Annotated in this window: 21 protein-coding genes; 16 read left to right on the top strand and 5 right to left on the bottom strand. The window is 47.2% G+C overall.

Annotated elements, in window-relative coordinates; all coding sequences use genetic code 11:
* Positions 1–90: 90 nt before the first annotated feature.
* Both LN737_RS16360 and LN737_RS16355 read left to right on the top strand, forming a co-directional pair.
* Complete coding sequence (locus LN737_RS16360; RefSeq protein WP_405510861.1) at positions 91–1,989, top strand: hypothetical protein; 1,899 nt, start codon at positions 91–93, stop codon at positions 1,987–1,989.
* Positions 1,990–2,004: 15 nt separating this feature from the next.
* Entirely contained in the window at positions 2,005–2,853 is an 849-nt protein-coding gene (locus LN737_RS16355; protein WP_405510860.1) for a hypothetical protein, read from the top strand.
* A gap of 137 nt (positions 2,854–2,990) precedes the next feature.
* Here LN737_RS16355 and LN737_RS16350 read toward each other — a convergent pair whose 3' ends face one another.
* Entirely contained in the window at positions 2,991–3,314 is a 324-nt protein-coding gene (locus LN737_RS16350) for a hypothetical protein (protein WP_405510859.1), read from the bottom strand.
* Between the two features lie 479 nt (positions 3,315–3,793).
* On the opposite strand from LN737_RS16350, the gene LN737_RS16345 reads away from it, so the two are divergent.
* From LN737_RS16345 to LN737_RS16320, 6 genes are all read left to right on the top strand, one after another.
* Entirely contained in the window at positions 3,794–6,223 is a 2,430-nt protein-coding gene (locus LN737_RS16345; RefSeq protein WP_405510858.1) for a TonB-dependent receptor, read from the top strand.
* Positions 6,224–6,260: 37 nt separating this feature from the next.
* Positions 6,261–7,472, top strand: coding sequence for a PepSY domain-containing protein (locus LN737_RS16340; RefSeq protein ID WP_405510856.1), 1,212 nt, complete (start codon positions 6,261–6,263; stop codon positions 7,470–7,472).
* Positions 7,465–7,659 carry a hypothetical protein gene (locus tag LN737_RS16335; protein ID WP_405510854.1) on the top strand — a complete coding sequence of 65 codons (195 nt, stop codon included), beginning with the start codon at positions 7,465–7,467 and terminating at the stop codon, positions 7,657–7,659. Before LN737_RS16340 ends, LN737_RS16335 begins: the two co-directional genes overlap by 8 nt.
* A 314-nt stretch (positions 7,660–7,973) precedes the next feature.
* A complete protein-coding gene (locus tag LN737_RS16330) occupies positions 7,974–8,537 on the top strand; it encodes a Crp/Fnr family transcriptional regulator (protein ID WP_405510853.1) in 564 nt (187 codons plus the stop codon).
* A gap of 146 nt (positions 8,538–8,683) precedes the next feature.
* The gene (locus tag LN737_RS16325; protein WP_405510852.1) at positions 8,684–10,126 is read left to right on the top strand and encodes a serine hydrolase; all 1,443 of its coding nucleotides are present in this window, start codon (positions 8,684–8,686) and stop codon (positions 10,124–10,126) included.
* 268 nt (positions 10,127–10,394) lie between these two features.
* Positions 10,395–11,375: a ThuA domain-containing protein gene (locus LN737_RS16320; RefSeq protein ID WP_405510851.1), complete on the top strand. Its 981-nt coding sequence runs from the start codon at positions 10,395–10,397 to the stop codon at positions 11,373–11,375.
* An 84-nt stretch (positions 11,376–11,459) separates the two neighbouring features.
* Here the strand turns inward: LN737_RS16320 and LN737_RS16315 are convergent, their stop codons facing one another.
* Positions 11,460–11,843 carry a hypothetical protein gene (locus tag LN737_RS16315; RefSeq protein WP_405510850.1) on the bottom strand — a complete coding sequence of 128 codons (384 nt, stop codon included), beginning with the start codon at positions 11,841–11,843 and terminating at the stop codon, positions 11,460–11,462.
* Positions 11,844–12,410: 567 nt separating this feature from the next.
* Between LN737_RS16315 and LN737_RS16310 the strand changes: the two genes are divergently transcribed.
* The 4 genes from LN737_RS16310 (at position 12,411) to LN737_RS16295 (ending at position 17,235) form a co-directional block, all read left to right on the top strand.
* A complete protein-coding gene (locus tag LN737_RS16310; protein WP_405510849.1) occupies positions 12,411–12,821 on the top strand; it encodes an antitoxin Xre/MbcA/ParS toxin-binding domain-containing protein in 411 nt (136 codons plus the stop codon).
* Positions 12,822–12,837: 16 nt separating this feature from the next.
* A complete protein-coding gene (locus tag LN737_RS16305; protein ID WP_405510848.1) occupies positions 12,838–13,314 on the top strand; it encodes an RES family NAD+ phosphorylase in 477 nt (158 codons plus the stop codon).
* A 488-nt stretch (positions 13,315–13,802) separates the two neighbouring features.
* Positions 13,803–14,921, top strand: coding sequence for an alpha-amylase family glycosyl hydrolase (locus tag LN737_RS16300; protein ID WP_405510847.1), 1,119 nt, complete (start codon positions 13,803–13,805; stop codon positions 14,919–14,921).
* Between the two features lie 97 nt (positions 14,922–15,018).
* Complete coding sequence (locus LN737_RS16295; RefSeq protein WP_405510846.1) at positions 15,019–17,235, top strand: bifunctional alpha,alpha-trehalose-phosphate synthase (UDP-forming)/trehalose-phosphatase; 2,217 nt, start codon at positions 15,019–15,021, stop codon at positions 17,233–17,235.
* 35 nt (positions 17,236–17,270) lie between these two features.
* Here LN737_RS16295 and LN737_RS16290 read toward each other — a convergent pair whose 3' ends face one another.
* The gene (locus LN737_RS16290) at positions 17,271–17,471 is read right to left on the bottom strand and encodes a hypothetical protein (RefSeq protein ID WP_405510845.1); all 201 of its coding nucleotides are present in this window, start codon (positions 17,469–17,471) and stop codon (positions 17,271–17,273) included.
* 293 nt (positions 17,472–17,764) lie between these two features.
* Between LN737_RS16290 and LN737_RS16285 the strand changes: the two genes are divergently transcribed.
* The 3 genes from LN737_RS16285 to LN737_RS16275 all read left to right on the top strand — a co-directional run bounded on the left by LN737_RS16285 (position 17,765) and on the right by LN737_RS16275 (position 20,207).
* Positions 17,765–18,442 (top strand): response regulator transcription factor, encoded by a 678-nt coding sequence (locus tag LN737_RS16285; RefSeq protein WP_405510844.1) that lies wholly within the window; start codon positions 17,765–17,767, stop codon positions 18,440–18,442.
* A gap of 88 nt (positions 18,443–18,530) precedes the next feature.
* Positions 18,531–19,895, top strand: coding sequence for a HAMP domain-containing sensor histidine kinase (locus tag LN737_RS16280; RefSeq protein ID WP_405510843.1), 1,365 nt, complete (start codon positions 18,531–18,533; stop codon positions 19,893–19,895).
* A gap of 105 nt (positions 19,896–20,000) precedes the next feature.
* Positions 20,001–20,207: a hypothetical protein gene (locus LN737_RS16275; protein ID WP_405510842.1), complete on the top strand. Its 207-nt coding sequence runs from the start codon at positions 20,001–20,003 to the stop codon at positions 20,205–20,207.
* Between the two features lie 29 nt (positions 20,208–20,236).
* Here the strand turns inward: LN737_RS16275 and LN737_RS16270 are convergent, their stop codons facing one another.
* Both LN737_RS16270 and LN737_RS16265 read right to left on the bottom strand, forming a co-directional pair.
* Entirely contained in the window at positions 20,237–20,872 is a 636-nt protein-coding gene (locus tag LN737_RS16270; RefSeq protein ID WP_405510841.1) for a hypothetical protein, read from the bottom strand.
* Between the two features lie 62 nt (positions 20,873–20,934).
* Entirely contained in the window at positions 20,935–21,627 is a 693-nt protein-coding gene (locus tag LN737_RS16265) for a DUF389 domain-containing protein (protein ID WP_405510840.1), read from the bottom strand.
* An 89-nt stretch (positions 21,628–21,716) separates the two neighbouring features.
* Here LN737_RS16265 and LN737_RS16260 point away from each other — a divergent pair, with 89 nt between their 5' ends.
* Positions 21,717–22,961, top strand: coding sequence for a sodium:proton antiporter (locus LN737_RS16260; RefSeq protein ID WP_405510839.1), 1,245 nt, complete (start codon positions 21,717–21,719; stop codon positions 22,959–22,961).
* Positions 22,962–22,976: the final 15 nt, after the last annotated feature.

Here is a 22,976-nt window from a genome sequence, read left to right as displayed (position 1 = left end):
AGTATGATGCTACTTGCTCAAATACCTAAACGCTGCCGTAAAAACTCGTTCGGTCTTACGCTTTTTGTACTAGCCTGTTGCCTTAGCTTTATGGCCAGCGGGCAGCAAGTCACTTCCAGGATTGGACCGTTTTCCGATTTTCATATTCATACCTCTTTCAAAAATTACTACCGGCTCGTTGAAAGTCCCGATAGCACGATCAAATATGCTGACCAGCCTGCTCTCCTCAACAAAAAGTATGGCCGGTCAAACTGGACACCCTACACCAGGAGCGAAAAAAATAAGCGTAATGGCAAGGAGTCGAACATGGCGAATTACGATCAGGCGAATTATGCCAACCTGACGGGGCTGGGCGGTTCGGTTTTATGCATGTCCATTACGCCCCCCGAAAAAGTGATGCTGGCTACTAAAAGTGATCGCTGGATTAATCTGCGGTTTGTAACCCACATGCCCATCAAACGACAGGAGGTGCTGGCTGCTGAGAATAACTCGTCCTTCAAAGAATTTCTGGGTGAATACTATTATGCCATCAATCAGGACTCGGTACACAACGGCACGAAGATTCTGCTTGCTAAAAACAATGCTGACCTGAAACGTATCGTCAATGATGGTGGCATCGGCATGGTGATGACGGCTGAAGGTGGACACGTACTGTTTGGTAATGACGTTCTGAGCAAAATCGATAGCATCAAAGCTGCCGGATGCGGTGAGCCCTGCCGACAGGAAATCTTTTCCAATATTACTAAGCTGCGCAGCCTGCCCCATCGGACTTTTTTTATCACCGTGGCCCATTTCGGGTGGAACAAGATGTTCGGCAATGCCAAGAGCCTCGACAAACCTGGTCTTCGGCGCGGATTGCTGACGGCCGCTACGTTATCGGATGATGTGAAGCGAAATCTGTTTGCCAAATACGGAGAAGGTATAATTGGGTGTGTACACGGGGACCTTTATAAAGACACCGTCATTATGATGGGGCGGCAGAAGATACGGTTCAAACTGCCCTATACGGCCGATCAATACGACACAGACTTAGGCTATCAGGTAATGCATCGGCTGCTGGATGCCAATCATGATTTTAAGGCGCCGATCTATCTGGATACCAAACACATGGATCTGAAAGCCCGCTTTCAGTATTATCACTATATCGATAGTGTCAATACCATCCGAAAAACACAGGGCAAACCACTGATTCCTATCATTGCCTCCCACATCGGGCTGAGCGGTAAAAAACGGCCGGTCGCAATAGCCACCGGCTTATATCCGTTACGGGATTCGTATGAGGAGCTGATTTTCGGCTCGACTTTCTATAAAATTCAGGCGGGCGAACGCGATCAGTACTGGCGGGCTTACACACAGGCACTTAAACCGAAGGACAGGGTCATCTACTTTGGTGGTTTACCAAAAAATACGCCTGAATCGCTTAACCCGTTTCAGGGAACGGCCAATTACAACACATTGGGCTGGTTTTATCCCTGGGGTATTAACTTCTGTGATGAGGAGGTCAAAGCGATTTACGACAGCGATGGCATTATCGGGCTGAACCTCGATCGGCGTATTCTTGGGTTTACCATGCCCAACTATAGCTGGCGGTACAAGAAAAATCTGCGTCGTCTGTTCAATGATATCTACAACACGGATACGTATAAACTGGCTGATGGAACACCCATTACGTTTGAGGATTACTATCGGTCGGAGCCCTTATTGCGAAATATTTTCCACGTCATTGAGGTCTCGGGGCGGGAGGATGCCACTGCCTGGGACCACATTGCCATTGGTTCGGATTACGACGGTTTCATACAGCCGATACAACTGGCTCCCAGTGCCGAGTACATGCCGAAATTTCAGGAGAAAATGATCGTCTTTGCCCGGCTCTTCACCGAGATTCACAATCAGCAGCGGTTGCTTTATGGCTTGTCGACACAGGTAGCGATGAACAAGTTTTTCTATACGAATGGTCGGGATTTCGTGTTCAAATATTTCCAGAACTAATCATTTGATGTGCTTATGGCCTTTTTCTACCGATTATCCGTACTTGTTTTCCTGATAACTTTCGCAGCCGTTCAGGGCCTTGCTCAATCACAGTCGCACTCAACAGCGCCGTACCTTATTTTTAAAACGACGTATGCTTTTCCAGCCAGCTCGCTAAAAATTGACGAAGCTGTTGCGACTGTAAATAAGCGCACTTTTACGCAGGGGGTGTATGGGTCATATGGCAAGGGTCTTAACCTAAGTCTGGGCGTTGGCAAAATGCTCAATCCAACATTTGGTGTTGAGTTGAATGCTCAGCTACTGCTGGGAAGCGCGCTCACAACAACCTATTCCAGCGATGCAGACAGCACCTCAGGAAGCGTATCGTCACGAGTGCGGGGGGTTATTTTGAAACCGTTTATAGTGGTTCGCAACAGTGGTGACCTTTTGTCGATCTACACGAAGTTAGGACTGGCCATTGTTACGTATGCCCGGCGTTATGAGCAACTCGATCTTCAAACCATTATTGACAACTCCGATTATCATTTAAGCACAGAAGCCACCGACATATCAAAGCCCAAGGTTGGTTTCGCAGCCTGTTTCGGATTGTCGTTTCGGATTTCGGAAAGTATTTCCCTGTTTGTTGAAGCAAACGGTCAAATTCTTTCGCTGCCGATCACGAAAGGCCATTACACGAAATATACCTTGAATGGAAAAGATGGCCTCCCAACGATGAAAACAAGCGAAAAATCGTGGGTATACGAACGGTCGACTACGTCGGACCCGAACGCACAGGCCAACGATTCCAAGCCAGGTGTTCAGCTTTATGATCCGGCTTATCTCTCAAACGTAGGTGTCGGAGCGGGGTTTATTTACCACTTCTAACGAGCGACAATCACGCCAAACGTACCTATCCCCTACCGCGCACACAATTGCTATGACTCACTCGTAGCAAGCATGCAGATAACGTATCGCACAAGTCAGTGATTTTCAGTACGGTAGTGAATTCGTTTTTACTGGCGTTACGTTAACATCGAAACTGCCAGATTGATCTGATATTGCAGGCGCTCAAACTCAAGGATATAGCTGGTAGAGGCCTGCTGATCCCGCTTCGCCCTGGTAAAACTACCTTCAAGCTGCTCAACTCCCATGTCGGCACTAACCAGTAAAATAGTATAGGCCAGACAAACGCTGGGTTTATCCGGGCTCATTCTTTTTAGCTGTTTAGCCAGCTTACTGAGCTGCTTATAGCGGTTGAGCAGACTGGCCGGCCCTTGCGTAGCAGCCATCTGCTGAATGTGATCGTTTTCGGATAAGATTTGGCTGATGAGTGAACGATTGATCATGAGGAGGGAGAGAATTCAGGTTATAAGAAGTTTCGGGGTAATATTACAATTGGCATGAACACCAAACAACAATCTGGCTCCGCTACATAAAAAATTTCTAACTCATTTATAATCAATTAACTGTATTTAAAAAAACGGCTACAAAGCCACCCTGAGTTGCTACGTCAGGACTGGTCAGATTTGATTTTTCAGAGGTATACAAGGCGCTTGCCGACTACCTGATTTCGATTGTTTCGCTCGATCTGGTAAATGACAACGGCTTCGATGCGTGCTCGAAGGACATATATAATCTACAAGGCTTTTCAGTGGTACGTAATGACTAAAGCCCCGAATAGACACGTAAAGTTACACACATGATGATTTCCCGTCAGACACAGATAAACTTTTTTTTTATTTAGAATCAATAAAAATAATTTTTATCTGATCAGATTCTGTCGTTCATTTGCAGCTCTTTAGAATATGTCTAAATAGTTGAGCAAATGAATACACCGAAAAATCTACTTATCTTTTTCCTTTTATTAAGCACGTTACCTGCATTAGCACAACAGACAGCAAGCATTCGGGGTCATGTACAAACTTCGGACGGAAATCCGGCGGAGGCTGTGACCGTCAGTTTGAAAGGAAAAGGTCAGGGAGCCGTTACCAATGCCAAAGGTGATTTTCTGATCAACCATGTTAAACTGGGTACCTACCAGATTCAGGTATCTGCCATTGGCCTGAAAACAACCGAACAAACAATCTCGGTGAATGACGTACAGACCGTAACCGTCGATTTTACTTTACAGGAAAATGCAGCCCAGTTGAATGAGGTCACCGTAAATGGCAGCCGCACAAACCGGTTTTCGCGTACATCGAGTGACTACGTTTCCAAGATGCCGTTAAAGAACCTGGAAAACCCGCAGGTATATAATACGATTAGTAAGGAGCTATTGACGGAACAGGTCATCTTTACGGTCGATGATGCCATGCGGAATGCCCCTGGTATTCAGAAGATGTGGAATGCTACGGGCCGCTCCGGCGATGGTGGCGCTTACTACAATACCCGTGGTTTCTACGTACAAAGCCAGCTCCGTAATGGGTTGGCCGGGAACGTTACCAGTACCATTGATGCCGTTAACCTGGAAAAACTGGAAGTGATCAAAGGCCCTTCAGCGACCCTGTTCGGTAGTGCCCTAACCTCTTATGGGGGCTTAGTAAACCGGGTGACCAAAAAACCCTATGAAACGTTCGGCGGAGAAATAGCCGTTTCGGGCGGGAGCTACGACTTTCAGCGAGTGAGCGTGGATGTAAATGCGCCCCTCAACAAAAGTCGGAATATTCTATTACGTCTTAACTCAGCTTATAATCACGAAGGTACGTTTCAGACCGTAGGCTTCAACAAGAGCTTTGCGATAGCCCCCAGTCTGCTCATCAAGCCTACGGAACGCCTATCGATTTTACTCGATGCGGAGATTTATCGAATCGAGAACGTAGTTGAGCAGAATTTCTTCTTCTACGTTCCCGGCTATACGCTGGGCGCTACCCGGGCCGACCAGTTGAACGTCGATTACCGGAACTCCTACATGGGAGAAGGGTTGTCGCAGAAGTCACGTAGTACGAACCTGTTTGGCCAGGTCAATTATCGGCTTTCCGATCGGTTCACCTCATCCACGAACATCAGTTCGAGTCATAGTTACTCCAACGGAATCGGGCCTTACTTCTACATCATTCCGGATGGAAAAACGCTGGGGACAAACCTGCTCGTACGCGCTGATCAATCGACCCGCAACAGTACGAATGATGTGTTCGAAATTCAGCAATTAATCAACGGCGATTTTCGACTGGGCAGCCTGCGTAACCGCATCGTTGTGGGTCTCGATTACCTGCATGTAAATGCCAATCAGCACTTCTTTGGCAGCACATTCGACACGGTACCGATCACGGCGGATTACGATTATAGCAAATTTAACGGGACAGCTCTGGCGGCTCTTTATGCCAGTAAGGCACCGGATTTCACATATCCGCTCACCGGGATTCGGGATACATACAGTGTCTTTGTTTCGGACGTACTGAATCTGACCGACCAGTTAAGCGTACTGGCGGCTTTACGGGTCGATGATTTCCATAACAAAGGCGGTATTGTGGGTTCTGAAGTGGCTGGTTACAATCAAACGGCATTTTCGCCCAAACTGGGGCTGGTTTACCAACCGATCAAAGATAAGGTGTCGCTTTTTGCCAATTACCAGAACAGTTTTACCAATCAGGGAGTCTATAACGCCTACGATGTGACAGCGGCTGACAGCCTGACCCAGCGTTTCGCAAAACTTGAACAAGCCAACCAGTTCGAAGCAGGCATAAAATTAAATGCATTCGAGGGACGCCTTAGCACAACTGTCAGCTATTACGACATCCAGGTAAAGAATCTGCTACGTACTGACCCCAATCCGCTGGCAGCCGCTCGGTTTGCACAAACCCAGGATGGTACACAGTTGAGCCGTGGGGTTGAAGTCGATGTGATTGCAAATCCTTTTACAGGTTTCAATGCTGTGGCGGGTTTTTCCTACAACGATTCTAAGCTAACCAATGCCGATGCCGATGTCAACGGGCGCCGGCCAAGCACGGCATCGTCGCCGGTGCGGGCAAATTTGTGGCTCAGCTACCGCCTGCCAGATTACCTGATCAAAGGGCTCGGCTTTGGAATAGGAGGTAATTACGCCAGCGACAACAAAATTCAGAACAGCGTAAGCTTGGGCGAATTCATTCTACCCGCTTATACCATCCTCAATGCATCAGCCTTTTATGACCAGCGAAAATTCCGGTTTGCGGTTAAAGCCGATAATCTGACCAACCAGCACTACTGGATTGGCTATACCACCATGAACGCGCAGAAACTGCGGAGCTTTGTCGGCAGTATTACGTATAAGTTTTAGAAAAGCTCCTGGTCGTTTATCTTTTTTGCCTGTCATTATGAGCACTGTCAAACAAGTGAAAATCTGGTTTCAAATCCATAAATGGACAAGTCTGATCTGTACGGCTTTTCTGCTCATGCTTTGCCTGACGGGCTTGCCGCTCATCTTTCACGAAGAGATTGACGAACTGGAAGGCAAGCCTCAACTGGCTCCAGCCATGCCCGCAGGAACTCCTGTTCTAGCGCAGGAACGACTGGCGCAAACGGTTCGTCAGCAGTTTCCGAACAAAGTTATTCGCTTCGTTTACTGGGACGAACATGAGCCTAATACCACTACGTTCACGCTGTCTGACTCAATGTCGGCACCGGCCGACAACTATAAGCTGGTAATTCTTGACAACCGCACAGCCCAGGTACTGGAAGAACCCAAATTGCAGGAAGGCTTTATGTACGTAATGCTACAGCTGCATATTGATATGTTCATGGGAATAGGTGGTAAGTTGTTTCTGGGTTTGATGGGGCTTCTGTTTGTAGTTGCCATTGGCTCAGGGCTCATGCTGTACAGTCCAATTATGCGTCGGTTCAATTTTGGCATGATACGTACCGAAAAGTCAACCCGGCTGAAGTGGCTCGATTTACATAACCTGCTGGGCGTGGTAACCGTAGTCTGGGCTACGGTAGTTGGCTTCACCGGGGTTATCAATACTTTGGCCGAGGTAGTGCAGGGTATATGGCAGCAAGGCCAACTCGCTGAGATGATTGCCCCCTACAAAAAAGCGGCCCCGCTACGTGGTACGCTCAGCCCACTCGACCAGGCGCTACGGGTGGCCAGGCAGGCCGCCCCTGACATGGAACCCTCGTTTGTGGCTTATCCGGGTACGTTGTATTCCAGTAAGCATCACTACGCCGTTTTTATGAAGGGGAGTACACCCCTTACCGAACGGATGGCCAAACCCGCCCTGATTGACGCCAAGAAGGGGAAACTGACCGATATGCGTAGCATGCCGTGGTACGTCAATGCTGTATTTCTTTCGCAACCTTTGCACTTTGGCGATTATGGTGGACTGCCGCTTAAAATTATTTGGGCTCTGTTCGACATCATAACCATTGTTGTTCTGGGCAGCGGACTGTATTTATGGTTTGCGCGTAACAAAGCCACGAAGGCTCAGATGGCACGTTTGGACAAAACCAAAATGCCGAAAACCGGTAGCCAACTGGAAGACGGAGAAATATTGACCTTAAATACTCAGGAGAGCGAATACCGTGAATAAACAATTCTGGCACATCTGGACAATGCCTATTCTATTGGGCATCAGCAGTCTGGCTGGACTCATTTCAGCGTTGGTGGGCAACGATGGCTGGGATACCCTTTCCTGGCTCATGCTTGGTATTCCACTCCTCGTAATTGGCCGTTTTGTGAGTAAGCCAACAGGCAGCACAAAAAGCCGCACCAGTTAGGTTCGAGCGTTGCTATTTGTTCTCAAAGTTACGGTTGTGGAATTTGGTACCGGATTAACGTTCTTGTAGGTTAGCCGGGCCATTCCACTCGTTTTGCTAATGGTTATATATCCTTGGTAAAACTAAGACCGGTCATACCATATTCACGTATTGTGCCCTTCTCACGGCCTGAGGCATTGAACATAGCCTCTTGCAGTGACACTTCCCGCTGATTTTGTTAGATTGCATTCATGCAAAACCTTCCGCTAACTTCGTAAATCAGCACAATTGAAACCCGCCTGATATTCCGGATAACCTAAACGCTCGATGATCGTATGGAGACATTGCAGACGTATTTTGAACACATCGGTTTTTCTGGTGACGATCTGGATAAAGTGGTGCGATCGTTCCAGCGACAGACCTTTGAAAAAAATGATTTAGTCGTAACGGAAGGTCGAACAAGCAAGTACCTTGGTCTGGTTGAACAGGGTATATTCCAGTATTTTGTCGTTAAAGAGGGTGTCGAGATAACGAGTTATGTTTCGGTACCCAACACGTGGCTGGCCTCGGTAACGAGTTTTGTCAGCGAAAAGCCCGCCCTTGAAAATGTAAGAGCGTTGACGAGCGGAACGGTATTTATGATCAGCAAATCAAGTCTCAGAAGTCTGATTGATACCCTGCCTGCTTTTAAAGATTTCTACATCGCCCTTTTGGAGCAATCCATTTGCGGCATTGATGAAAGCCGACATGATTTGATTGTCCTTACGGCCGAACAGCGGTATGCTAAACTCTTACAAAAGGAGCCCCATCTGCTACAACAAATACCATTGCAGCATTTGGCGTTCATGCTTGGCATCACACCCCGCCACTTAAGCCGAATCAGAAACAGCATCCGTTAGCCAGTTGGATTCCCTACACAGCCGGAGATGAACCCGGATGAAGCCAGATCATAATACGACCGGCTGCCCAAACTCAAGGGCGTTTTTGAGAGAGATTCTGAAGTATAGTCCATAAACTAATCTACTCGTCTTTTGATCTGTGCTATATGAAATCCTATCTACTTTTCTTAAGCCTGTTTATCTTCATTCTGCATTCAGGCGTTTCGCAGAATAAGCAGGGAAAATTAAATACTATCATGAAAGCGTACCACAACTACAACATGTTCGACGGAAGTGTTTTAGTTGCGGAGAACGGCAAAATTATTTACAAAGCTGCTTTCGGATTGGCCAACAGAGAATGGAACATTCCTAACGCTACCGATACCAAATTTATGATTGGCTCTGTCTCAAAGCCGTTTACAGCTACGTTAATGCTTATTCAGGTTCAGAAAGGGTTAATTAATCCCGACAAAACTATTTCGGATTATCTGCCTGAATTTTCGAATAAACCCGCAGCAAACGTTACTATCAGGCAACTGTTAAAACACACATCCGGTATGCCGAATTACGACATAATAAACGATTTTTTTCCGAGGATCAGTCGCCAGAATTTTACCAGAGAAGACTACATAAAAGTGTATATGGATTCCTCTTTGGCGTTTGAACCGGGCACAAAATATGCTTATAGCAGCTGGGGCTATTTTACGCTGGGATATATCATGGAAAGAGTCACGGGCAAATCCTATTCACAATTAATGAGAGAAGATATTTTCGATAAAATTGGCATGAATAGCTCAGGCTCTTATTTCCATACACAAATCGTCAACAAGCGAGCTACGGGCTATGATTATAGTTTTGGAGGCTACACCAGCCTGGATTTTCGGGACCAATCAAACACAATGGGAACAGGCGATTTATATTCTACAGTTGACGACATTTTTAAATTTCATACAGCTCTTAGTAACAACACTTTACTCAATAAACAACTCACCGAAGAAATGTTTACGCCGGGAATCAGACCGGCTCAGTATGGGTATGGCTGGTTCAACAAATATTTTAAATATACACCTACAGATAGTGTATCCTCAAACTTTCATTTAGGGATGACCGAAGGTTTTCTATCGTTCGTCGTTCGCATACCTTCTACAAACAGTTTAATAGTTATTCTTTGCAATAGTTCGCCTACTGATTTTTTTGGCATTACGGGCAATTTGGCCAAAGTGTTATATAATAAACCCGTTCGCCTGAAACAACCTGTTCATAAAGTTGTAGAGAAACTGATAGCCGAACAAGGAGCGTTAAAAGCTATCCAGGAATACAAGCGAATGAAAGCAGATTCAGCGCATTATTCGATTGACTGGATATCTATGAATTTTCTTGCAGATCAATTATTAACATTAAAAAGATATGAAGATGCCCGAATCATTGGGGAACATAATGCATCAGAATTTCCTACTCGTGATTTAGTGCAGGTAACAATGGGGAATATTTACCTGGCATTGAACCGAAAAGCAGATGCTATAACGTACTACAAAAAAGCACTTACGATTTATCCGGGTTATGAAGAAGCGAAAAATAAGCTAAAGCAGTTGGAGGGGAATAAAGACTAGAGTTAACGAAGCATTACTACAGTCGCGCCGGGCCGTACCAGTTGTATGGCAGGCCCCTCGCCTATTTCCCGACCTTAAGGTCATAACTCACATACGCATTTAATGAGGAAAGCCTATACACATTTACACAATTGGTGTAGAGCAATGGCATAAGGCCGTTCAAGTAGATTCAATTCATTACGTGTTTTTGATACCAATTGCTCCGGTATGCAAGCTCACGGCTGCGCACCAAAAGCTGCTATTACTCCTTATCGTCAATCATTCGTTTATGAAATCGCTATACGTACTTGTCTTACTGATCGTCGTTACCGGCTATTCTGTTTGTGCTCAGAGCCCACAAAAAGGTAAGGCTAACGTCATCCGGACGCTCATCGTGGATGGGCAGAATAACCACGAACAATGGCCCAAGATTACGTTTATGATGAAGCGGTATCTCGAAGAAACGGGTAAATTTTCGGTTGATGTAAAACGATCGTATTATACCTGGAACGGGGATGAGCTGATCGAAAAATATAAAATACCAGGAGTTCAGACCACCAAAGCCCTACCGAAAGCCAGAGCGGACTCCAGTTTTCACCCCGATTTCTCGAAGTACGACCTCGTCGTGTGCAATTTTGGCTGGAATGCCGCGCCCTGGTCCGACGAAACGCAGGCAGATTTTGAAAACTTCATGAAAAAAGGGGGCGGTTTGGTTGTCGTTCATGCGGCCGACAACTCGTTTCCCATGTGGCCTGCCTACAACAAAATGATCGGCCTCGGTGGCTGGGGCGACCGTAGCGAAAAAGATGGGCCTTTTGTGTATTACGACAACGAAGGAAAATTAGTCAAAGACACTCAACCCGGACGAGCCGGCTCACACGGCGCACAGAATGAGTTTCTGATAACGGTTCGGGAAACTAACCACCCCATTACGAAAGGCATGCCGCTAACCTGGATGCACACCAAAGACGAAATGTACGACCGGCTACGCGGGCCCGCAGAGAACATGACCGTACTGGCAACGGCTTTCTCGTCGAAGGAGAACAGAGGCACCGACCGTAACGAGCCTATGCTGATGACCATCAACTACGGGAAAGGCCGGATTTTTCACACACCCCTGGGCCATGTCGATTATTCGGTTGAATGCGTTGGGTTTATCACCTGCCTGCAACGGGGCGCTCAGTGGGCCGCTACCGGCAAAGTCGACATTCCTATCCCGCCTGATTTCCCAACCCCAAACGCCACCAGCAAACGAAGCTTTGTTGAGTAAGTGTGGCTGATTTCAAGCGTCTTATGGCCTTTCCGAGCTAATCTATCTTTCTTAAATCAATAAATCCACTGGTAAAAGAACCTGTTACCCGTAGTTAGTAAATCGGTTTACACGTTCATTATACGTATCAAGCAGGGTATCATCGACTTCAGGAGCCTGGCTAAGTTCAAAGCGCAGGAAATCCATTCGGTCGGCCCCTTCGATCATGCCCTCAAACTTAAGTTCACGATCTACCCAAGCTGCCGTTTTTTTCAGCGAGATAGCCTGATTGAGAACAGCCCGCACCAGGGTCGTTGTCCGCTCCGGGTTTTGGGTCGTCAGTAGCAGGGTGGCAATGGCTCGGGTGAAGTCTCCATACGTAAGTCCATGAGCGGGAAGGGCAGACCGCACCCAACTGGTGGCCAGGGTATGAATCAGTTCCTTATACGGGGAGCTAAGGAGATCGTCGGGGCGTATGCGTCGGTTCACAAATCAAACCTACAACTTTTGGCTAATTTTTACATTTTTCGAACAGGCCTTGTGTGGGATTGACCTGAGTAGTTGCATTACCTGAGCTGACATAGCTGTGTGGAGTATAACAAGTAATCCGCTTATTCCTCAAACAAGTCATTTAACAGCGTCACCCTGTCCGTATGTATCAAGTTCAGACGATTTACCGTTTGGTTGAACTACGAAACCAATGACCCGTCCTGAAATCGAATGATTGTGCGGGTACCATCGAATACCCAGGACAATCATTCGATTTCAGGATAAGACAGAGTTGACAGTCATTAAAACTGTTTACTAACGACTATACCGCTCCCCTACTCGAAATCGTTCAACTAACGGCCGCAGTTCTACTTTTCTGAACAGCCTAACTTACTATGAACTAGCGAGCTATACCCAATTTGAAGCTAAAGAAAAATCGTCCACGAAAACGTCGGATTATGACTGAACCAAAATCCTTTTGCGCACTACATTAGTAGCTATAAGTTGTAAAATTGAACGACTCTTGGCATATTGCAGTTGTAGTAATGAAAAAAGGCACTGCTTCCTATGGCATTCGCAACACTTCCTCCACAAACGACGGTATACACCCCCTACACCGTCATTGATAAATCCCGGCAGGGCATGCTTCGTTCAGAAGCCGATCAGGTAGCCCAGTTAGCCGGATTGACCGATGTTGAACTGGCCCGCATTCTGAACATGTCGGTTCGCAACCTTCACCGGCTCAAAGCCGACGATAAACTGGCCCAAGATGCGTCCGAGCGATTGCTGTTACTAACCAATCTATTAAAACATGGACTGGATGTCTTCGATGAGGACGCTCAGACACTGGCTGAATGGCTGCGTTCCCCCATTCGTGAACTCAATACCCAATCCCCCTTGTCGCTCCTAGACACAACGACTGGGTTTGGCCTGGTGGATGATGTGCTGGGTCGCATCGAGCATGGTATTGTCGGATAGTTATCCTGCTCTGTTGATGTTAACCGTTTACCGAACCGTTAAAGCAAAGTACATCCATGAACCCTTGGCTACCGAAGGGGCTCGGCTGTTTGGGGGCCGGTGGAATCCAAAGGGGTACCCCCTCCTGTATACTACCTCCTCCCCTGCTCTGGCCTTAGTCGAATCGTTAGTACACCAACCTCGGGTCAAGTACGAAAAGCTGCCCAAGCTAGTTTTGTTTACCTTAGAGCTACCCGATGACTCGTTAACCACTTGGTCGATGAATGACTTGCCGGCTTACTGGAATGAGGAGAGTTACGAACGTACCCAATGGATTTTAGGTGATTGGCTAAATGAGCCCACTACGTTAGTGGCGGCTGTGCCTTCGGTGGTAGTGCCGATGTCCTACAATTATCTGATTCATCCGGCCCATGTAGCTTTTGGCCAAATCCGGGTTCTGCATCAGGAGCCATTTCCAATTGAACGTCGACTCTGGCAGCAGGAAGGTTTATAATTCATTCGATTAGCAAACCTGTACATCGTCAACTAAAAGCGGACTTTGAAATGTAACTCATATTGGTCGATTTGTATAAATCAGTTTATCTGTTATTGTCCAAATAAAAGTCCACTATCAACATTAATTGAACTTGTCGTAAACAATGGCCAAAACCGTTCAGAAAAACCTCGGTTTATTTATAGGACAACACACATCAAATTCCATGAAGGATATTGCCCACTATGAAAACGTCGAAGGAATTCTGGCATAATTGGTTCTGTCTATTTGGTAGCCCATCGAGTAGCTAAGCCATAACAGCAATCGATCAAATGGACTTTCTTAGGTAACTCTTCATTCTCTAAGGACTTTCTAATAACTGCTTAAGCCTATTCTAAGCAGGTTCAGCGTATTTTGGGTTAAACCAGGTTTATCAAACCGACGAGTCTACTCAGATAAATTACCCTACAGAATTGATCTATAGTAGTATCTGTTTATTGCATCAACTTATGAAAAATCAACCCGATATAAAGAGTCGAACGTTTGGCGTTACCTTTTCTACTGAACACCAGGCAGACATTACGCTGTGGAATCCGCTTGCCAAAAAGGTAGAACTCTCCATCAGCGACCGGTCTATATCCATTCCCTTAACAAACGATGGATCAGGATACTGGCATCTGGAAACCGATCAGCTTAAACCCGGGGATACATACACATTTATACTCGACGAGGAGAAGATATGCGCTGATCCGGCATCGCTTGTCCAACCGCAGGGCCCATATGGCCCTTCTCAGGCCGTAGATATAAACAAATTCTACTGGGAAGATTCCTGCTGGGTCAGCCCACCCTTGGATGAATACGTTATCTATGAACTCGATATGAGTACGTTCAGCCCTGAAGAGACTTTTGACGCCGTTGTCAAAAAACTGGGAGAACTGAAAACCCTGGGCATCAATGCGTTACTTATAAAGACCGTTTCATCCTTTCCAGGGTCGCCTAACGAGCTGTTCCTCTATGCCACACAAGCCAACTACGGCGGTCCTCATCAATTGCAACGTCTGATCAATGCCTGTCATTTTGAAGGGATCGCCGTTATTCTGGATGTAAACTATGGGAAGATCAGCCGGCAGAATGACCGGTTAAAGGCCTATCGCTCGGGTAAACAAAAGGCGGGTCAGTTTGAGTCAAACGTAAACAGTGATGGGCATGAAGAAGCCGGGCGTCGATATCTTGTCGAAAATGCACTGATGTGGTTCCGGGATTTCCATGTCGATGCGCTCCGGCTACAGGCCATTTATGCCCTTCCTGATTCTGAAGACATTTTAACTGATATCCGGACCTATACGAATCAGTTAACAGCCCTGACAGGCAATCACCACTGTCTACTGGTCGAGCACGAACTGTCGAACAAATCGTTTGTCGGGAGTATGTCTACCCAAAATCCTCAGCCGAAAGGCAAGTTCGAGCCCGATTCAACTGACGAACGATATGACAATTATTGCTCTGATTACCAGCCCAATAAGCTCTCCATTAAAACGTATCGGGAGGATTATTTATACGACGATCACTTTTCATCCGTGTTGCGTGAGTTATTTGGCCGACCGACGGAAACCCAACAATTCGCCTGAGCTTCTAAGGAGTTTCTAAGTTTTGTTTAAGCCTCTTCTAAGCCATTGACGCGTAGTTTGCAGGAATACACTGGGCGTTCAGTAACGCATCAACATCATGAAAACGTTTAAATCCTCGTTTAAACGATTACTTATTGTTTCCTATCGATTACCCTTTTCAATTCAACAGACGAATGAAGGCCCCAAGCTCCACCAGAATTCGGGTGGTTTAGTTTCCGCTGTGCTTTCGATGGCGGAACAGATGGGACAGACGCAGGAAAATACAGCCAGAAAAATTCACTGGATAGGGCATGCCGATACGTCCTTGCAGCAGGTCAACGTATCCGCTCTGGAAAATGATACGTTTGTGGCGCACCCGGTTTTTATGGATGAGGCTGTACACAAGGGTTTTTATGAAGGATTCAGCAATGATCTAATCTGGCCCCTGTTTCATTATTTCCCGTCCTATGCCTCCTTCAAAGAAACTGATTTTCAAAGCTATCAACAGGCCAATACCCGCTTTCTGGAAGAACTAACCGCCCTGATCGAACCGGGCGATTTAGTCTGGATTCATGATTTCCAGTTAATGCTGTTACCCGATCTGGTCCGCCAGGCCGTTCCGGATGCGACAATCGGTTACTTTTTCCACATCCCGTTCCCGACCTATGAGATCATTAAACTACTGCCCCGTACCTGGCGTCATAAGTTGATCAACGGAATTATAGGCGCCGATGTGGTCGGTTTTCACACCACCGACTACGTACATCATTTTTTGCAAAGCGTTTCGGACGTACTGGATTTACCCATCATTGAGCAACGGATTGTTTTACCCGACCGCTCTGTGGTTGTGAACAACTTCCCGATCAGCATCGACTTTCATAAATTTAACTCCAGTGGTCAGGAGGCTGCTGTGGTCGACACCCGGCACGAGTACCAGAATCTGCTTCGACACAACAAAATCATTTTTTCGGTTGACCGGCTCGATTATACGAAGGGGATCATCTATCGGTTACAGGGGTTTGAATGGTTTTTAACCCAAAATCCTGACTGGCACAACAAGGTAACCTTCGTAATGACGGTGGTGCCATCGCGGGATAAAATCGGTCAGTATCAGGAACTCAAACGGGAGATTGAAGAAACGGTTGGACGGATCAATGGCCGGTTCGGCACCATCGGCTGGCGTCCTATCGTGTATTCCTATACGTCCCTGAACTTCACCGAGCTCATGGCGCTGTATACCGTCTGTGATATTGCTCTGATTACACCAATTCGGGACGGCATGAACCTGGTTTGCAAGGAATTTGTCGCCAGTCGTCAGGATCAAAAAGGAGTTTTGATTTTAAGCGAACTGGCCGGAGCGGCTCAGGAACTGCGGGATGCACTGATCATCAACCCAACCGATACACAGGAGGTGGCCGATGCTATCCGGCAGGGCTTGACAATGCCAGCTGATGAGCAGGAACGCCGGATGATGTACTTGCGAAAGCATCTGCAAAACCACAATGTCTTTCGCTGGAGTCACGATTTTTTAACTGCTTTTAACGACCGTATGACCGCACAACTGCATATAGAAACTGATCTGCCCATTCAGGCATTTGTCGACACATTTGATGAGGCACGCAAGCGGCTGCTGTTACTTGATTTCGACGGTACGTTAGCCCCTATCGTCAATAATCCGGCCGACGCGCGACCTTCAAAATCGCTGAAAAATACGTTACGGCAGTTAGCCGAACGTAGTGATATAGTGGTCATTAGTGGCCGCAATCGGTCATTTCTGGAAAAAACATTCGTCGATATTCCCGTCCATTTAGTGGCTGAACACGGTGCTTTTCTCAAAAAACCAGACCAACCCTGGGAGCGACTTGATTTATCCGGTGATGACTGGGTCCATTCGGTTCGCTCAACGATGACTAGCTTCGTCGAGCACTTTCCAGGATCATTTATTGAGGAAAAGGAGACAGCTCTTGTCTGGCACTACCGGATGGCGGAAGCGGAGGATATTGAAGGACAGGCGACCGAACTGGCGAATCAATTGCGTAAAACTTTGTTTTCCATACCCCTATCCGTCATTCAGGGGCATAAAATCGTTGAAGTGAAGGCTGCTCAGCACAGTAAAGGAACGGTAGCTATGCTTATTTTTGACCAGAAGCCCTATGATTTTATTGTCAGTATTGGCGACGATACCACCGATGAGGATATGTTTCGGCAATTACCCAACTGGTCTTACACCATCAGAGTGGGGGCGGGTCAATCCAATGCCCGGTATCGACTGGCCAGGCAGCAGGACGTAGAAACAATATTACAACGGATGAATGACGCCCTGATTGAAGCCTGATCGGATTGCGGAATGTAGGGTAACGAATACCTGAATCACTTGTAGACAGATTCATTTTCTTCTGACACCTCTTCGTTGCGCGCCTTCTTTTTATGCTGCAACTGCCGAAGCAGGTTCTCATAATAGGGCGGAATTTTGCCAGTATTCGAGGCTTTAACGCCAAACCAGGCACTCGTATAATAACTCAGAATCCCAATGCCAATAATCGCACTGGCTATAATTAAGTAGGTCACCATGCTATTTGGGTTTATTTGTGAACGCAATGAATCGCTTTTTTTTCACGACTATTGACCGTACCCTGTCAGTGAGAAAGCAGGATACGGGTCAATGTCATGAATGAAGCGCCTATTCACCGCTCAATTGGAGCAAAGAAGGGGTCAATCATAAGGATGACCTTAATAAGAACTTAGAATTTACTTAGAACACGAACCTGGCAAACTCGTTTACTCTACAGACTAGCGGAATACCCGTTCCTATTTGGTCGGCTTTAACCACTCAGTCCAGACTCACAACCCAATTAATTTTCACTATGAAACTTCTGGTGGTCGAAGATGAGCCTAAAACCCTTCAGGCGATCCAGCAGGGTCTGGAAGAAAGCCAGTTCGAAGTTGACATTGCCTATGATGGGGTAATTGCCAGACGGCTTGCGCTGAAAAATAATTATGCGGCCATTATCACCGACCTGATTTTGCCAGGCCTGAATGGCTATGAACTCTGTCGCCAGCTACGAGCCGAAGGAATTACTACACCCATCCTAATGCTGACCGCCCTAGGCGAAACCGACGACAAGATTGCCGGGTTCGATGCGGGGGCTGATCAGTATCTGACCAAACCATTTCAGTTTGCCGAACTACTGGCACGGGTACGAGCCCTGACCAAACGCGGGACCAACGTAGCCATGACGGCTCAAACGTTACGGTATGGCGGGGTCGAAATGAATCTGGATACCAAAACGGTTACGCGCGATGACCAATCAATTGAGTTGACCGCCCGTGAGTTTGCCCTCCTGGAATTTCTGATGCGTAACCAGGGGCGGGTCCTGTCGAAACCGTCTATTGCTGAACACGTCTGGGATCTGAACTTCGATACGGGCACCAACGTAGTGGAAGTTTACATCAACTACCTCCGCAAAAAAATTGACAAGAATTTCCCCAATAAACTAATTCACACTCATTTTGGCATGGGGTATATGTTTAAAGAAGAATAGAAAGGAGAAAAGAAGAAGGGACGAAAGGAGGCAAACAGGTTCCATTACACGATTGCTTTATCCCTTTCTCCCCTCCTTCTCCAAAATCATGACCATTCGCAAACGTCTCACGTTACGCTTTACAGGCTTGGTATCCAGTATTTTACTGCTGGCGTTTGTGTGTATCTATGCCTTCTGCTGGTACTTTATTTCGTCGGACTTTTACCGGCGGCTGGATCGAAAAGCGAGTACGACTGGGGATATGCTGATTCGACATCGGCTGGATGCACAACTTATCCGGCAATTGAGCCGAATTCGGAAAGACCAGTTGCCAAACCAGAACATCATCGTATTTGATAACCGGGATTCGATCATCCTTTGCACGAACGAATCTCTGATGTTAACCATTCCTGAATCAGTACTGGCTAGTATCCGACAAAATAAACGAAAGGATTTCCAGCAAAAAGGTTATTACCTGTCAGGGATTCGGTTCATGACCGCTTCGGGTCAGTTTGTGGTGGTGGCTAGTGCCGAAAATACGTATGGGGATGAGTTCTTACGGCGGCTTCTCTGGGCGCTAACGGGTCTTTTTTGTCTTATTGCGGGCATTACGGCTTTCTCGGGCTGGTTTTTTGCGGGCGATGCACTTCGACCGATGCAACAGATTGATCAGACGGTTGGTGAGATTTTCCCCAGAAATCGGGATGAACGGCTCGTTGTAAGTCGCGAAGATGACGAGATCAGCCGACTGTCGATCACCATCAATCGCTTGCTGGACCGGGTTACCGAGTCCTTCCAATTACAGCGTATGTTTGTGGCTAACGTATCGCACGAACTGAAAAACCCGCTTACCCAGATCAGCTCACAACTGGAAGTAAGCCTCCTGAATCAGCGCGAGCCGGAAGCCTATCAACAGACAATTCGTTCGGTGCTGGATGACGTAGAAGAACTTACCACGCTCACACACGAATTGCTGCAACTCTCCAGGGTTAATCAGGATGATGCAATCGGCTTGATGACCGATGCAGTACGGATGGATGAAATTGTGTGGGATATTCGGGAGCAGGTTACCAATAGCAATCCACGGTACGTTGTAAACGTTGAACTCGGCGCCTTGCCCGAAGATCCTGATCAACTGACGGTACAGGGGAATAAAACCCTGCTGGAAACAGCGCTTAAAAATCTGACGGAAAACGCCTGTAAATTTTCAGATAATGGGCAGGCTCGGATTCAGGTAGATTTTGGTCAGGACGTAGTACACATTCAGATTCAGAATACCGGGCAACCCATTCCAACGGCTGACCTGCCTTATATTTTTGAACCCTTTTATCGCAGCCGACAAACGGCCGACGTACGAGGGTATGGGGTAGGTTTATCGCTTGTCGAACGAATTATCCGGCTGCATGGCGGACAGGTTGGCGTGACATCCCTGGCTGGCCAGCCAACGGTTTTTCACGTCGAGTTACCCCGATGAGGCAACCTCTCTAAGCAGATTCTAAGGAGTTTATCAGCGAATCCTAAGCAGCACGGGGCATATTTACGAGGACTTACATACTTGTTAAGCAAACGTAACGATACCATGTCTTTCACGACTGTACTTCACCCATACACGCCTTTTTTTCCACCCGGCCCCGCTGAAACGAAGGCATACCGGAACAGAAATAATCCCTTCAATAGAGACGAGCCGCCCCAAAAGCCAGACTGGTTGATGATCTTTATGGGTATATTGTTCGTGCTGACATTATTCCTCCTCTGGATAGTCGATATTCCCCGTTTACTTAACTAGACGGCGCGAACTACCTGACGACAACAACTTTATTCGACCAACAGCTTTATTCGTTTGCTTTTCGTCCGACTTTGCAGCCAGCGTGCGATCCGGTGCTTTTCGCCTGCCGTATGGCGACGGGAAAATTTGGCATATACCAGCATGACCGTATCGGGTTTGTTACTACCTGCATTCATCACCAGCGACCGGGCGGCTGTAAACGTCTGTACATCAGGCATGAGAATTTTGAGTTCGTTCCGTAAATCAGCCACTGGCAGACGTGATGTTTGAGTCAGGTCGATGTACCGACGTAACGAATCGATGGTATGGTCTTTACGAGCAATAGTTGCCTGGCTGTACTGAATAACCTGGTCGGCCAGCGTCGTTTTCAGCGCGTTAACGTCGATTTCTGTATCTTTAAAATTCCCCTGTTTGACCACCAGGTTAGCGTGGCCCAAACCATATACGGGCATTTTGGTACGTAACAGATTGATCGAATCCTTGGGTAGCGGTTCGCCCACCAGCGAGAGTTCCAGCGTACTTTGTCGGCGATTAAACCGGGCCGCGTAGTTAATAACCTGCCGATATTGGAAATTACACTCAGTTGTAACAAAGCGCTTCGCATTTTGCTCAAAAATCGTTTTGCGAACAATCTGATAGCCAAGGTAACTACTGGGAACGACCACAATCAGGACAGCCAGATCGTATTCCGGACCCGCCGTTCGACATCCGACGTTGGGTATTCTTTCTAGTGATAACTCAGAAACCGGACAATTAGGAACGTAGCCAGACTGATACAGATGCTATTGATGAGAAACAGGTAAAACGCTCCAGCAAAGTAGTACAGATTTCCTGTCGCCAGCCCGTAGCCAGCCGTGCAAAGGGGCGGCATCAGGGCCGTAGCAATGGCCACACCCGGAATAACATTCGTAACCTTATCCCGGCGCGAACCGGCCACAATGCCCGCCAACCCACCAAAGAAAGCGATAAAGGCATCCCAGACGGTTGGCGAGGTGCGGGCCAGCAATTCGGACTGAGCAATGTGAAGGGGACTAATGAAAAAGTAAACGGTCGATGTCAATAAACTAATAAAAACAGCAATGCTAAGATTCTTTAACGCCTGCTGAATCATCGTCAAATCGTTTATACCAATGCCCAGACCAATACCCATGATTGGCCCCATCAGGGGTGAAATGAGCATGGCACCAATAATGACGGCTGTAGAATTAACATTGAGGCCAATAGACGCAATGAAAATAGCAAAGATGAGTGTCCACAGATTAACTCTCTTAAATTCAGTGCCTTTGCTGATCGACTGGATGATACCCGTTTCGTCCGCCTTATCTTCTTCCAGACTAAAACGTTCACGGATCATTGAACTGAAGCGGGTAAGCGGATCAGGACGATTCTTCCGTGGAATTTTGGGGTCATTAACAATCATCACCGGAATTGGCTAAGGAGATACGCAATAGAAACCATGCGGTTTTAATGGAAAGTTAATGTATTCTTGCACAATTCTTATGCCACGGTATGGACTTATTTACGCTGATTACTTTACTGATTGTCATAGCGGCCCTGTTTGCCTACCTTAATACGCGTTGGCTAAAATTACCTGATGCTATTGGAATAATGGTACTGTCTCTATGTTTCTCGGCCCTACTAATCAGTTTAAACGCCATTCACCCAGCCTGGTTTGGGCTGGTGCGCCGAGCCGTTACCGAAATTGACTTTGGGCGTGTTCTGTTCGACGTAATGCTCAGTTTTCTGCTCTTTGCGGGAGCCTTCCATACCGATGCCACACAGCTACGAATCGAACGCCGGTCGGTGATGCTCTTTGCACTGATAGGCGTTCTGTTGAGCACTGCTTTGGTGGGCACCGGGCTCTACCTGATCGCGGGCTGGCTGGGCTTTGCCTTGCCCTATACGCTCTGTCTGCTTTTTGGCGCCCTGATCTCCCCCACCGATCCCATTGCCGTGCTGGGTATTCTCGCCAAGTTCAAACTGCCCGAAAGCGTTAAGCTCAACATCGTTGGGGAGTCGTTGTTCAACGATGGTGTTGGTGTTGTTGTATTTGCTACAATCTACCGAATCGTTATTAACGGGGCCGATAGCATTAGTGCCGGTGAAATTGGTTTGTTATTTCTGGAAGAAGCGGGTGGTGGCGTATTGTTTGGCCTGGCGCTGGGCTACGGCATGTTCTGGTTGATGCGCTCCATTAACCACTATCAAACGGAAGTAATCATTACGGTAGCCGGGGTTATGGGCGGCTATCTACTGGCGCAGAAACTGCATATTTCCGGACCGCTGGCAATGGTAGTGGCGGGTCTGTTTGTGGGTGACCACGCCCGTGAAGAAGCCATGAGTCGCCAGACGGAAGAGTACATCGACAAGTTTTGGGAGTTGATCGATAGTATCCTGAACGCGTTGTTATTTGTGCTGATTGGTCTCGAACTACTCATTATTGATTTTCAGTCGGGCTATTGGCTCATCAGCATTGTAACAGTGGTGCTGGTACTACTCTCCAGATTTATTTCCATATGGGTCCCCTTCAACCTAGCTCGACGCTGGCTTGACCTTGACGATAATGCGCCCATCATGTTGACCTGGGGTGGTTTACGCGGAGGTTTATCCATTGCGATGGCGCTTTCAATCTCAAATGAATTACCCCACAAAGACTTGCTGGTGACAATTACGTATGGCGTGGTCCTTTTTTCCGTTATCGGGCAGGGATTAACGATGGAGCGGCTAATCCGTCGACTATACCCCACCGACTAAGCCGGTTAATCGTGG

The organism is Spirosoma sp. KNUC1025 (assembly GCF_045160025.1).
GTDB lineage: Bacteria > Bacteroidota > Bacteroidia > Cytophagales > Spirosomataceae > Spirosoma.
The sequence above is the reverse complement of the archived record's forward strand: the minus strand, read 5'-3'. Positions and strand labels throughout refer to the sequence as shown.

Bases quoted from the DNA above. Each gene is read 5' to 3' on its own strand.
- LN737_RS16355 (WP_405510860.1), top strand. From the start codon at position 2,005: ATGGCCTTTTTCTACCGATTATCCGTACTTGTTTTCCTGATAACTTTC.
- LN737_RS16360 (WP_405510861.1), top strand. From the start codon at position 91: ATGGCCAGCGGGCAGCAAGTCACTTCCAGGATTGGACCGTTTTCCGAT.
- LN737_RS16265 (WP_405510840.1), bottom strand. From the start codon at position 21,627: ATGATTGTTAATGACCCCAAAATTCCACGGAAGAATCGTCCTGATCCG.
- LN737_RS16285 (WP_405510844.1), top strand. From the start codon at position 17,765: ATGAAACTTCTGGTGGTCGAAGATGAGCCTAAAACCCTTCAGGCGATC.
- LN737_RS16305 (WP_405510848.1), top strand. From the start codon at position 12,838: ATGTTAACCGTTTACCGAACCGTTAAAGCAAAGTACATCCATGAACCC.
- LN737_RS16260 (WP_405510839.1), top strand. From the start codon at position 21,717: ATGGACTTATTTACGCTGATTACTTTACTGATTGTCATAGCGGCCCTG.
- LN737_RS16310 (WP_405510849.1), top strand. From the start codon at position 12,411: ATGGCATTCGCAACACTTCCTCCACAAACGACGGTATACACCCCCTAC.
- LN737_RS16290 (WP_405510845.1), bottom strand. From the start codon at position 17,471: ATGGTGACCTACTTAATTATAGCCAGTGCGATTATTGGCATTGGGATT.
- LN737_RS16325 (WP_405510852.1), top strand. From the start codon at position 8,684: ATGAAATCCTATCTACTTTTCTTAAGCCTGTTTATCTTCATTCTGCAT.
- LN737_RS16330 (WP_405510853.1), top strand. From the start codon at position 7,974: ATGGAGACATTGCAGACGTATTTTGAACACATCGGTTTTTCTGGTGAC.
- LN737_RS16345 (WP_405510858.1), top strand. From the start codon at position 3,794: ATGAATACACCGAAAAATCTACTTATCTTTTTCCTTTTATTAAGCACG.
- LN737_RS16275 (WP_405510842.1), top strand. From the start codon at position 20,001: ATGTCTTTCACGACTGTACTTCACCCATACACGCCTTTTTTTCCACCC.
- LN737_RS16295 (WP_405510846.1), top strand. From the start codon at position 15,019: ATGAAAACGTTTAAATCCTCGTTTAAACGATTACTTATTGTTTCCTAT.
- LN737_RS16280 (WP_405510843.1), top strand. From the start codon at position 18,531: ATGACCATTCGCAAACGTCTCACGTTACGCTTTACAGGCTTGGTATCC.
- LN737_RS16350 (WP_405510859.1), bottom strand. From the start codon at position 3,314: ATGATCAATCGTTCACTCATCAGCCAAATCTTATCCGAAAACGATCAC.
- LN737_RS16340 (WP_405510856.1), top strand. From the start codon at position 6,261: ATGAGCACTGTCAAACAAGTGAAAATCTGGTTTCAAATCCATAAATGG.
- LN737_RS16320 (WP_405510851.1), top strand. From the start codon at position 10,395: ATGAAATCGCTATACGTACTTGTCTTACTGATCGTCGTTACCGGCTAT.
- LN737_RS16300 (WP_405510847.1), top strand. From the start codon at position 13,803: ATGAAAAATCAACCCGATATAAAGAGTCGAACGTTTGGCGTTACCTTT.